Source organism: Streptosporangium saharense (assembly GCF_014203715.1).
GTDB lineage: Bacteria > Actinomycetota > Actinomycetes > Streptosporangiales > Streptosporangiaceae > Streptosporangium > Streptosporangium saharense.
Genome location: NZ_JACHJP010000002.1, coordinates 303754 through 315336, shown reverse-complemented (window position 1 = coordinate 315336; position 11583 = coordinate 303754). Strand labels below are relative to the sequence as shown.

The 11583-nt window shown below is 71.0% G+C and carries 13 protein-coding genes; 10 read left to right on the top strand and 3 right to left on the bottom strand.

Annotated features, from left to right (window positions below; translation table 11 throughout):
* Positions 1–142 precede the first annotated feature (142 nt).
* A complete protein-coding gene (locus tag FHS44_RS10455; RefSeq protein ID WP_184713772.1) occupies positions 143–736 on the top strand; it encodes a hypothetical protein in 594 nt (197 codons plus the stop codon).
* Positions 737–766: 30 nt separating this feature from the next.
* Here the strand turns inward: FHS44_RS10455 and FHS44_RS10450 are convergent, their stop codons facing one another.
* The 3 genes from FHS44_RS10450 to FHS44_RS10440 all read right to left on the bottom strand — a co-directional run bounded on the left by FHS44_RS10450 (position 767) and on the right by FHS44_RS10440 (position 3010).
* Entirely contained in the window at positions 767–1072 is a 306-nt protein-coding gene (locus FHS44_RS10450) for an HU family DNA-binding protein (protein ID WP_184713771.1), read from the bottom strand.
* Positions 1073–1427: 355 nt separating this feature from the next.
* Positions 1428–2081: a hypothetical protein gene (locus FHS44_RS10445; protein ID WP_184713770.1), complete on the bottom strand. Its 654-nt coding sequence runs from the start codon at positions 2079–2081 to the stop codon at positions 1428–1430.
* Entirely contained in the window at positions 2078–3010 is a 933-nt protein-coding gene (locus FHS44_RS10440; protein ID WP_184715179.1) for a DUF5996 family protein, read from the bottom strand. The genes FHS44_RS10445 and FHS44_RS10440 overlap by 4 nt, the downstream gene beginning before the upstream one ends.
* Positions 3011–3220: 210 nt before the next feature.
* Here FHS44_RS10440 and FHS44_RS10435 point away from each other — a divergent pair, with 210 nt between their 5' ends.
* The 9 genes from FHS44_RS10435 (at position 3221) to FHS44_RS10395 (ending at position 11384) form a co-directional block, all read left to right on the top strand.
* On the top strand, positions 3221–4588 hold the full coding sequence (locus tag FHS44_RS10435) for a serine hydrolase domain-containing protein (protein WP_184713769.1): 1368 nt from the start codon (positions 3221–3223) through the stop codon (positions 4586–4588).
* Between the two features lie 31 nt (positions 4589–4619).
* Positions 4620–5234, top strand: coding sequence for an ArsR/SmtB family transcription factor (locus FHS44_RS10430; RefSeq protein WP_184713768.1), 615 nt, complete (start codon positions 4620–4622; stop codon positions 5232–5234).
* A 1-nt stretch (position 5235) separates the two neighbouring features.
* Complete coding sequence (locus tag FHS44_RS10425; RefSeq protein WP_184713767.1) at positions 5236–6018, top strand: SRPBCC family protein; 783 nt, start codon at positions 5236–5238, stop codon at positions 6016–6018.
* 144 nt (positions 6019–6162) lie between these two features.
* Positions 6163–6372: a hypothetical protein gene (locus tag FHS44_RS10420; protein WP_184713766.1), complete on the top strand. Its 210-nt coding sequence runs from the start codon at positions 6163–6165 to the stop codon at positions 6370–6372.
* Between the two features lie 141 nt (positions 6373–6513).
* Positions 6514–7515, top strand: coding sequence for an ABC transporter substrate-binding protein (locus tag FHS44_RS10415; protein WP_184713765.1), 1002 nt, complete (start codon positions 6514–6516; stop codon positions 7513–7515).
* A 14-nt stretch (positions 7516–7529) separates the two neighbouring features.
* On the top strand, positions 7530–8324 hold the full coding sequence (locus tag FHS44_RS10410) for an ABC transporter permease (RefSeq protein ID WP_184713764.1): 795 nt from the start codon (positions 7530–7532) through the stop codon (positions 8322–8324).
* A complete protein-coding gene (locus tag FHS44_RS10405) occupies positions 8324–9133 on the top strand; it encodes an ABC transporter permease (protein ID WP_184713763.1) in 810 nt (269 codons plus the stop codon). The genes FHS44_RS10410 and FHS44_RS10405 overlap by 1 nt, the downstream gene beginning before the upstream one ends.
* Complete coding sequence (locus FHS44_RS10400) at positions 9130–9969, top strand: ABC transporter ATP-binding protein (RefSeq protein ID WP_184713762.1); 840 nt, start codon at positions 9130–9132, stop codon at positions 9967–9969. Before FHS44_RS10405 ends, FHS44_RS10400 begins: the two co-directional genes overlap by 4 nt.
* The gene (locus tag FHS44_RS10395; RefSeq protein WP_184713761.1) at positions 9966–11384 is read left to right on the top strand and encodes a sulfatase-like hydrolase/transferase; all 1419 of its coding nucleotides are present in this window, start codon (positions 9966–9968) and stop codon (positions 11382–11384) included. The genes FHS44_RS10400 and FHS44_RS10395 overlap by 4 nt, the downstream gene beginning before the upstream one ends.
* Positions 11385–11583 lie beyond the last annotated feature (199 nt).

Below are 11583 nucleotides of genomic sequence, written 5' to 3'. Positions count from 1 at the left end.
CATGGACGTTTTCTCGCCCCTTGGACGCCCATCACGCAAGCACTCTTGCGCAGCAGTCGTGAACACCGTAGTTTGCGGGAAAACCGGAGACGTGGGATTGCTCGGACGGCATGGCCTCAACACAACGGAGATCGTCATTCCCATGACCAGGGACGACCAGGAGCGCCAGGCGCCCGGCAGCGCCTCGCCATCGCCCTTCGCCGAGCCGGGACACGCCGCATCCTCCGCCAGCCGACGGCAAGCCGAAACGCCGACCAGAGCGAGCGGAGACGGTCAGCCGCCCACCCCGCCGAGGAAACGGACCAAGAAGCCCACCGACCGCATCCGCTTCGCCGTACGCATAGACCAGCAACTCAACGCTCGCCTCACCTACGCCTGCGAGAAGACCGGCGGCGGCCCTCAGCATGTCATTGAAATCGCCCTCAATGCCTACTTCGAGGCTCTCGGCATCCCCGCCGTTCCACCCGTCACGGATGAGCGCCCTGTTCGGGAACGCACCCCCAAGAAGCGAAGCAAGGGCCACGCCTACCTCGACCTCGTTCCCATAGGCATACGCCTCCTGCCGCTTACCGACGCCCGCCTCACCTACGCCTGCGAGTACCTCGTCATGGGACCGCAGGACATGGTCGGAGTCGCGCTCAACGCCCACTTCATGCGGCTCGGCATTCCCCTCGACGCGGCTTCCGGGTACACACACGAGTTCGTGCCCGGTGAGACCAAGCGCCCGGTGGAATGAACCGCACGACCCCTTCCATCAGGCGTGCGCTCACGAGATCGTCTCGGCGGCCGTCCGGCCGCCGACATCGACGACTTCCTTGAACCGTGAGCCGGGACGAAACTTGGGGACCCAGCTCTCCTCGACTCTGACCTCTGCGCCGGTAGAAGGGTTCCTCGCCGTTCGAGAGGGCCTGTGAACCCTCTCGAATGAGCCGAAGCCCGTGATGGAGACCTTGTCGCCTCTGCCAACGGCGTTTTCGACGGCGGTCAGGACGGCTTTGACGGCGTCGGCCGCCTCTGCGTGAGTCCAATGTGTGTCGTCGGCCACCGCCCTGATGAGTCCACGCTTGTTCATGAGGGTTTCCTCGTTCCCTTGGGGTGTGGGCATTTTGCCTTGCCGACCTTTTCGCCTGCAGCTTCAGATGTGCGTGATCGAAGAGCGTGCTCGGCCTGTCCGCGTTCGTGTGGCGGTTCGTGGACGATTCGATCCGCTCGACGACCTCCAGGAGCGGCCGCCTGCGTCTCTCGACCGACAGGGCGATTGTCCTGCCAGACACGTCGAGGGTTTGGTTCAAGGAGTGCGTTCGAAGACTCCGACGGGGTTGTACCGAGGGTCGTGGAACCGTCCTCGCGCGCCACCGGTGACCTCCCTGCCGAACGTGGCCCCCAGCACAGGAGCGAACCCGGTTGGTCAGCGATTCGCGGGACCGTCACTGTGGTCTGAGGGTTCTGCCGATCTGGTCGAAGAGGGGTTGCAGGCCGTCCTTGTCGGTGCTGAGGGTCAGGATGCAGGTTCTGCCCGAGGCGTGGGTGTAGTACTGGGTGCCCCGGATGTCGATGCCGCGGGAGGGCAGCCGGTAGACGACCCGCACGGCCGTGCCGCTGTCGATCGTGACCTCGCCCGTCTGGGAGATCGTGGCGCCGAGCTGTCCGAGTTGTTTTCTGACGTCGGCGATGACCTGCTCGGCGGGGATGTCCGGGCTTTCCTGGCAGAAGGCGTTGAGGTTGGTGGCGAAGCGGTTGGGGGAGGTCGCGGCGGAGGTGCGGTCGGAGGCCCAGACGGCCTTGTTGGCCGCCAGTGGGCGCAGGCTCCGTTTGGCCTGTTCCAGGGCGTCGCCGGACAGGCCGATGTCTTTCAGGCTCTTGTCGAGGTCGCCCTTGGACAGGTCGAGGGCGACCCAGTCCTGTGGGATGGCGACGGTGAGGCCGTTGGCGGGTCCGCCGATCCGTTTGAAGCCCTGCGGGACGGCCCCCGGGGTGGGGCTCTGGGTCGTGGGGGGCGCGCTGGGGACCGCCGGGCTGGGGGACGCGGCGACGGTGCAGGCCAGGCCGCAGGCGGCGATCCAGGCGGCGGGCCGTCTCACTTGTCCTCCAGCTGCGCGTCGGTGACGCCGGGTGGGCTGACGAGCAGTGCCTGTTCCCAGTGCGCGCGGCGGGCGCCCGCCTGGTAGGCGCTGTCGAGGAAGTCGAGCACGGTGGCCACCGGGTCGTCGTGGGCGCGGGCGTCGTCGTAGCGCAGGACCGCCAGGTGGCTGCCCCGTTGCGGCAGCCAGGCGGCCTGGTCGGGCCGTAGCGGTTCCTCGGCCAGGCCTTCGGGTTCGGGGGCGGTGTAGGAGTAGAAGGCGGGCCAGGGCATGGCCTCGTCGCCGAACCAGAAGCCGCTGCTGATCACCTCGCGGGAGTAGGCCTCCCTGGTGACGGGGTCGGCCTGGGGCTGGGCGGGTGCCGGGCGCCCTGAGAAGCGGGTCACGGCGATGTCGAAGGTGTGCCAGAAGTGGTGGACCGGGCTGACCTTGCCGCAGAAGCCCGCCGCGAAGCGGTCGAGGACCAGGTTGACCTGGCTCAGGATGCGCCAGTAGCGGTTGACCAGCGCCGGGTCGTAGTCGGCGTGCTTGGCGTCCTGGGCGAAGGGTGTGCTGTCGGTGAGGCCGAACGGTTCGGCCTCGATCCGCGCGCTGATGTCGAGGTCCTCCAGCACCTCGAACAGGGTGCGGTAGAAGGAGGCGACCGAGTGGCCGATGAGGCTGAAGGTGACGCCGCGTCCGTCCAGCCGGTTGACGGCCAGGGTGTGGCCGACGAAGTCGAAGTCGATCGTGAAGATCGGCGCGCCGCCGAAGCCTCCGGAGGGGCGGGTGGTGATGCCCCGTCCGGTCAGGTGGAAGGGCACGTTCCACCAGTGGTTGCGGCGGGTGCTTTCGGCGAGCCGTACCTTGCCGACGATCTGGGTGAATCGGTGCACGGTCTCCTTGGTGCCCTCCCACTCCTCAAGCGGCATGGCGGGAAACCACTCCAACGTGTCCATCGCTGCCCCCTCGGTGCCGTTCCAGCCCGGGGGCCGGGACGGCATCCCTCTCAGCCATCACACTAAAAGTAGTCATATCATGACTTATTGTGATCAAGGGATGGGGAGGGGGCCTTCGGGGGTGCCGTATACGCGGGTGCTGACGGAGGGCCCGCGGCACTAGCCTGAGCACACACGTCGTGTCGGGGAGGGATCAGTCTGATGTCGCCGGTTCTGGAGAGTACGGCTCGCGCGCTGCTGCGCAGGATCGCGGTCGAGCAGGCCGAGTCGCGGCTGCCTTCCCTGGCGGTGGCCGTGGTGCGCGACGGGGACCTGGCGTGGTTCGGCTCGCGCGGCCTGGTCGGTGAGGCGGCCCCGACCCGCGACACCCAGTACCGGATCGGCTCGATCACCAAGAGCATGGTGGCCGTCGTGGTCATGCGGCTGCGTGACGAGGGCCGTCTCGACCTGCTCGACCCGATCGGCAAGCACGTCCCCGGCACCCCCGTCGGGGAGGTGACCGTCGCCCAGCTGCTCTCCCACACCGCGGGGCTGACCGCGGAGCCTCCGGGACAGTGGTGGGAGCGCACCCCGGGCATGCCCGTCGAGGAGCTCCTCGCCAAGCTCGGCCCCGAGACGCCCCGCCACCGGCCCGGGCGCCGCTTCCACTACTCCAACCTCGGTTTCGCCCTGCTGGGTGAGCTGGTCGCCAGGCAGCGCGGGGTGAGCTGGGCGCAGGCGGTGCGCGCCGAGGTGCTGGAGCCGCTGGGCATGGGCCGTACCACGACCCGGCCGAGCGCCCCGCACGCCAATGGCTACGCCGTCCACCCGTGGGCCGACGTGCTGCTGCCCGAGCCCGAGCACGACGCCGTCGCCCTGGCCCCCGCGGGGCAGTTCTGGTCGACCGTGGACGATCTGGCCCGGTGGGCGGCGTTCGTCGCCGGTGACACCGGGGGCGTCCTGGCTCCGGCGACCGTCGCCGAGATGCGTGAGCCCGCGACCGTCGACGACGGCGACTTCTGGACCGGCGGGTTCGGCCTCGGTCTGCAGCTGGCCCGGGCGGGCGGGCGCCGCCTGGCCGGGCACACCGGTTCCATGCCGGGTTTCCTGGCCACGGTGTGGGCCGACCCGGCGGACGCGACCGGGGTGCTGTTCCTGACCAACACGACCTCGGGCGTCAGCCGTACGCTCCTGACCGAGATTCTCACCATCGTGGACCAGCACGAGCCGCGCCTGCCCGCCGAGTGGCGGCCGGTGGCGGCGGAGGCGGGCCTGCTGGAGCTGACCGGGCCGTGGTACTGGGGGCCGAGCGCTTACGCGCTGCGGCTGCTGCCGGAGCGGGGCCTGTCGCTGGCGCCGATCGGTACGGCGGGGCGCGCCTCGCGGTTCGTCGCCCAGGACGACGGGACCTGGCTCGGCCTGGACGGCTACTACGCCGGGGAGCGGCTCAGCGTGGTGCGCCGGGCCGACGGGTCGGTCAGTCACCTGGACCTCAACACCTTCGTCTTCACCCGCACCCCCTACGACCCGGCCGCCGATGTGCCCGGCGGGGTCGACGAGGGCGGCTGGCAGGGATGCCCGACGCTTTGACGGTAAATATTGTCGGTGAGAGGGTTGGGGCATGCTGGAAGTGGCGGTGATCGAGGATGCGGCCGCGGCCGAGGCGTCCCTTGACCCGGTGCGGGCGCGCCTGCTCGCGGAGCTGTCCGAGCCCGCCTCGGCCACGATGCTGGCCGCCCGGCTCGGTCTGCCCCGGCAGAAGGTCAACTATCATCTGCGGGCCCTGGAACGGCACGGGCTGATCGAGCTGGTCGAGGAGCGCCGCAAGGGCAACATGACCGAGCGGGTGATGCGGGCGACCGCGGCCTCCTACGTCATCTCCCCCCTGGCGCTGGCCGCGGTCCAGCCCGACCCCGACCGCTCCCCCGACGCGTTGTCGGCCCGCTGGCTGCTGGCCGTGGCCGCCCGCCTGGTCCGTGAGGTCGGCGAGCTGATCGGCGGCGCGGCCCAGGCCCGCAGGCGCCTGGCGACCCTGACCATCGACGGTCACGTCCGGTTCGCCTCGGCGGCCCAGCGTGCCGCCTTCACCGAGGAGCTGGCCGCCGCCGTCGGCGCGCTCGTCGGCAAATACCACGACGAGAGCGCCCCCGGCGGCCGTGACCACCGTCTCATCGTCGCCGTCCACCCCAGCCTCGACTCCCGGGCCTCGGCGGCGCCCGGCGGGAAGGAAACCTGAGATGGGCCACGAGTTCGAGGTGCGCAAGGAGATCGAGCTCGCGGCGACCCCCGAGGAGGTCTGGCAGGCCATCGCCACCGGCCCCGGGATCGACTCCTGGTTCATGGGACGCAGCGAGGTCGAACCCCGGCGGGGCGGCTCGACGAGACTGACCGTCGGCGGCGCCACCGAGGAGGCGACCGTCACCTCCTGGGAGCCGCCCGGCCGCTTCGCCTACCGCACCGGGCAGGGCCAGGACGGGGCGTTCATGGCGTTCGAGTGGCTCGTCGAGGGCCGAGACCGGGGCAGCACCGTGCTCAGGATGGTGCACGAGGGCTTCCTGGAGGGTGACTGGGAGAGCGAGTACGAGGCCATGAAGTCCGGCTGGGACATGTACCTGCACACCCTGGCCGCCTACCTGACGCATTTTCCCGGCCGCACCGGAACACCGGTCTCGGCGCTGCGGGTCGGGGCCGCAGAGCCCGAGCGGGCCTGGGCCGTGCTCACCGGCGCGCTCGGACTGCCCGCCACGGCCGCCGTCGGCGAGCGGGCGAGCATCGCGCCCGAGGGGTTCGCGCCGGTCGAGGGCGTGCTCGACTACGCCGACCCGTTCTCCTGCCTGGGCGTGCGCACCGACCAGGGCCTGTACCGCTTCGTCCATTCGGGGCCCCGCAGGGGCAACGCGGTGTTCCTGGCCCACCACGTCTACTCCTCCCCAGGCGAATCGGGCGATGCCGGGGAGCTTGAGGGGGCCTGGCAGGGGTGGCTGGAGCGGCTGTTCCCCGCCGAGACCCAGGGGCTATGATCGCGCCATGACTGCCGGGTCGGCCGCGAGCCGTACACAGGACGGGCGCCCGGCCGCTGAGTGACCACCTCGCGGGCCCGTGGCCCGCCCCCCGTCACGAGACGCGCGCACAGCGGTTCTCGTAGCGGAAGGGAGGTGACATCCATGAGCTGGCAGGACTTCCTGGCCCGTCACCGGGCCGGTGACGTCGTCGAGGGCGTCGTGGTCAAGCAGGTGCCGTTCGGGTCGTTCGTCGAGACGGACGGCTTCACCGGCCTGGCGTTCGAACAGTCCTGGCCCGTCGGCACCCGCGTCTCGGTCAGGATCCTCGAGATCGACGCCGACAGACAACGCTTCAGCCTCACGCAGGCCTGAACACCCGGCCCGGGAGGACACGTCCCTCCCGGGCCGGTTCGTCATGGCGCCCCGTTGACCGTGACGAAAGCGACATCTCTCCCGGTGGTGGGCGGTTGGGGCGGTGCGTTACTGTTTCCCTACTAAGTCAGTAGGAGAAGTATGAAAAGCGCCCCTCTGCGGCCGGTGTTCGCCGTCGCCGCGCTCGTCGTCACCCTCGCCCTGTCGGCCTGCTCGGCCTCCGCGGGCTCCTCCGCCGCGACCGGCGCCCCGGCCGCCGACGCCTCCGGCGCCGCGGGCACCACACAGCTCGTCGTGGGGGTGGTCCCCTCCCTCGAACTCGGCCTCCTCAAGGTCGCCGAGGCCAAGGGCTTCCTGGCCGACGCCGGGATCGAGCTGAAGATCACCAACGTCGACAGCGGACCGAACGTCGTCACCGGGGTCGTCGCCGGGCAGTACGACATCGGCTACACCGCCTACGCCCCTCCCCTGCTGGCCGTCGCGCAGGGCCAGCCGCTGAAGCTGGTCTCCAACACCAGCACCGTCGGCGAGTACGGAACCAACGGCGGGGTGCTGGTCAAGAAGGACAGCGGCATCACCTCGTTCAAGGACCTGGCGGGCAAGAAGATCGGCACCAACGCGCCGCGCTCGCTGTTCTCCCTGACCGTGCCCGCCTCGATCAAGCACGCCGGGGGCGACCCCTCAGGCATCCAGCTCGTGCCGCTGCCGTTCGCCCAGATCGGCAAGGCCGTGCACGACGGCCAGGTCGACGCGGGCGTGATCCTGGAACCCTTCCAGACCAAGGCGCTGGCCGAATACGGCGACCTGACCAACCTCGGCGACTCCTACCGCGACATCCTGCCGGTCGGCTCCCCCGGCGCCGTGTACTTCACCAGTCAGGCCACCGCGACCGCCAAGGCCGAGACGATCAAGCGGTTCAAGGAGGCGGTCGCCAAGACCATCGACTACGCCAACGACCACCTGGACGAGGTCAAGGCCGCGGGCGGCCCGCTGGCGGGCCTGACGGCCGAGCAGGCGGCCAAGCTGCCACTCAGCCCGTTCAAGCCGCAGGTCCAGGCCGCCGACCTGGACTCCCTGACCACCCTGATGGTGGAGTTCGCCTGGATCAAGGCCAAGCCCGACCTCGCCGGGTTCGTCGGCTGACGGTGGCGACCCAGATGGCGACCCAGACGATCGCGCGGCCCGCCCCGGCGCGGGCCGCGCGCTCGGCCAGGCTCCTGCCGGTGGCCGGGGTCACGGCCTTCGCCCTGCTGTGGGAGGTGGCCGCCCGCACCGGCGTGCTGCCCGCCTCCGTCGTGCCGCCGCTGAGTGGCACCGCCGTACGGCTCGGCACCCTTCTGACCGAGCCCGCGTTCTGGGCGGCGGCGGCCGACACCACGCTGGCCTGGGCGGCGGGGCTGGCAGCCTCGGTGCTGCTGGCCGTGCCCGCGGGCATCCTGATCGGCACCAGCGAGCGCGCCTACCGGTTCTTCCGCGTCCCGATCGAGGCGCTGCGTCCCGTGCCGCCGATCGTGGTGCTGCCGCTGGCGCTGCTGCTCATCGGCGGCGGCCTGGAGTTCAAGGTGGTGCTCATCGCGCAGGGCGCCGCCTGGCCACTGCTGATGCAGACCCTGTACGGCGTGCGCACCACCGAGCCGTTGCTGCTGGAGACCGCCCGCGCCTACCGCCTCGACGCGCCGCGGCGGCTGGTGCTGATCCGGCTGGCCTCGGCCGCGCCGCTGGTCGCCACCGGGCTGCGCCTGGCCGCGGCCACGGCCTTCGGGGTGTGCCTGGTCACCGAACTGGTCGGCGGGGCCAGCGGGATCGGCGCGCTGCTCGTGCTGGCCCAGAGCGGCGACGACCTGGTCGGCGTCTACGCCGTCACGCTCCTGGCCGGACTGGCCGGGCTGGGGATCGCGGCGCTGTTCGGGTGGGTAGAACGCCTGGTCGGCGCACGCCTGGCGGGTGCGTGATGAGCGTCCCGGTATCCCTGGGGGCGGTGCCGCGGCGGCTGGGCGCCTTCGCCTGGCAGGCCGTACTGCCCGTCGCCCTCGTGCTCGGCTACCAGGTGGCGGCCTCGGCGGCGCGCAACCCGTTCTTCCCCGCGCTGCCCGACATCTGGCAGGCGTTCGTCACCTCCTGGACCGGGCCCGGCTTCACCCGGGACGTCGCGCCCAGCCTGATCGACCTGTTCGCCGGATACGTGCTGGGGGTGGCAAGCGGCCTGGCGGGCGGGATCGTGCTGGGCCGCGCGCCCCGGGTACGGGCCGCGCTCAACCCGCTGGTGTCCTTCGCGCTGACCCTGCCGCCGGTGGCGTTGCTGCCGCTGTTCCTCATGCTGCTGGGCATCGGCCCGCAGATGCAGATCGGCGTCATCGCCTTCAGCGTGTTCTTCACCCTGCTGATCAACACCACCGAGGGACTGCGCTCGGCAGACCCGGCGCTGGGGGACCTGAGCGCCGTCTACCGCATCGGCGGCCTGCGACGGCTGCTGGTGGTGCAGCTGCCCGCCGCCGCCCCCTACATCCTGGCCGCGATGCGCACCTGCCTGTCCACGGCGGTGCTGGTGATGGTCGTCAGCGAGATGGTCGGCGCCTCCCAGGGCATCGGGGCCCAGACGCTCCTGGCCCAGCAGTCCTTCGCCTACGAGCAGATGTGGGCCGGGATGCTGCTGCTGGCCGTACTGGGATGCCTGCTCAACGCCCTGTTCACCCTCGCCGAGCGCGCCGTGCTGCGCCGCGCGGGACTGCTGCCCGCGACCTCCACAGGAGCCCGACCATGACCGCCGTATCCGCCCCCACCGGCCAGTGGCCCCTGCTGCGGGCCGAGACGCTGGCCAAGACCTACCACACCCCCGCGGGCGCCCACGAGGCCGTCCGCGACGTCACCTTCGACGTGCACGCCGGGGAGGTCGTCTCCATCGTCGGCCCCTCGGGGGCGGGCAAGACGACCCTGCTGCGGATCCTGGCCGGTCTGCTGGCCCCCACCTCCGGCCGCGTGCTGCTGTCCGGGGTGCCCGTCGAGGGGCCGCCGCAGGGGGCGGCGCTGGTCTTCCAGGACTACAGCCGCTCCCTGCTGCCGTGGCTGTCGGTGCTGGGCAACGTCACGCTGCCGCTGCGCTCGGCCCGCGTGCCCAGGGCCGAGGCCGCCGACCGCGCCCGCCAGGCACTGGCCTCGGTCGGCCTGGAAGGCAAGGAGAAGCTGCGGCCGAGAGAGCTTTCCGGCGGTATGCAGCAGCGGGTGTCCATCGCCCGCGCCCTGGCCTACCAGCCCAGGCTGCTGCTGATGGACGAGCCGTTCGCCTCGGTCGACGCCCAGACCAGGATGGACCTGGAGGACCTGGTCCTGCCGTTGCGCGAGCAGTACGGCATGACCATCGTCACCGTCACCCACGACATCGACGAGGCGGTCTACCTGTCGGACCGGGTCGTCGTGCTCTCGCCGCCGCCCTCGACGGTCAGCGCCGTCGTCGACATCCCGCTCCCCGCGCCGCGCAGCCAGACCGCCACCAAGGAGGACCCCCGCTTCGGGCGGCTGCGCCACCGGGTCCTCGACCTCGTCCGCCGCCCGGAACCCGCAGCCCCCGCCACGACCCAGGAAAGGATCCTGAACCGATGAGCCACCTTCCCGACCGCAGGAGCGACTGGTCGGCCCACGAACGGCCCTTCGCCTCCACCGGCCAGGGACGGCCAGGGCGCCGCCCCAACATCGTCTTCATCCTCGCCGACGACCTCGGCTGGGGCGACCTGGGCTGCTACGGCTCCCTGCACAACAGCACCCCGGTGCTGGACCGCCTGGCCGCCGACGGGCTGCGGCTGACCCACGGATATGCCGCCTCCCCCACCTGCTCGCCCACCAGGATCGCCCTGTACACCGGCCGCTACCCCGGGCGGCTCGAAGGCGGCCTGCAGGAGCCGCTGGTCACCCGCGATTCCCGCTCCGGCATCCCCGGCGAGCACCCGACGCTGCCCTCGCTGCTCAAGGGGCAGGGCTACGACACGGCGATGTTCGGCAAGTGGCACTGCGGGTGGCTGCCGTGGTTCAGCCCCCTGAAGATCGGCTTCGACGTCTTCTTCGGCAACCTCGACGGCGCCATGGACTACTTCTCCCACATCGACACCCGGGGCGAGCCCGACCTGTACGAAGGGGAGACACCGGTCGAGGAGACCGGCTACTACACCGAGATCGTCAGCGCCAAGGCCGCCGAGTACATCCGTTCCCGCACCCCGGACACCCCCTTCTACCTGCAGGTCAACTACACCGCGCCGCACTGGCCCTGGGAGGGGCCCACCGACGAGGCCGTCAGCGAGAAGGTCACCGCCGCCACCCGCCGCGAGCAGCTCACCGGGCTGTTCCACTTCGAGGGCGGCTCCCTGGACACCTACCGGATCATGGTCGAGGCGCTGGACGCCGGGATCGGCCAGGTGCTGGACGCCCTGGACGACAGCGGGCAGGCCGAGGACACGATCGTGGTGTTCGCCTCCGACAACGGCGGTGAGCGCTTCGCGTTCCTGTGGCCGTTCGTCGGGGAGAAGGGCGACCTTGAGGAGGGCGGCATCCGGGTGCCGTTCATCGTCCGCTGGCCCGCGGCGCTGTCCGGCGGGCAGGTCAGTGACGTGCCGACCATCACGATGGACTGGACCGCGACCCTGCTGGACGCCGCGGGCGCCACCCCGGCCCCCACCCACCCGCTGGACGGCCTGAGTCTGCTGCCCTGGTTGCTCGATGCCGCCGACGCCCCGGAACGCGACCTGCTGTGGCGCACCCGGGGGCAGGGAGCGCTGCGGCGCGGCCACTACAAGTTCCTCTACGACCGCGACGCCAAGCCGCTCTGGCAGGACTACTTCGGCGGGGGCGGGCCGCGTGGCCGGTTGTTCGACGTCACCGCCGACGGCAGGGAGAATGCCGACCTGAGCCGGGAGCTGCCCGACCTGTACGCCGAGCTGCTCAAGACCTGGCAGGAGTTCGACGCCGCACTGCTGCCCTACCCGCCGCCCAAGCGCCCCTCGGTGGCCAACGGCGAACCCGACTGACGGTTCTGCTCCCGTGGTCGTACGGCGCCGCCGCCGTACAGGGCCTGGACCTCCTATGGCTACGGCGAGCCGCCACCCCGGCCAGCCTTGAGGGCCAATGTAGGGATATGCGAAGAGCTATCTATCAGTTCCGCTACGTAGTTATCTCAGGTGGTGCATACCTTCCGGTAACCCTCTCGATCTCCTCAATGGTGATCGG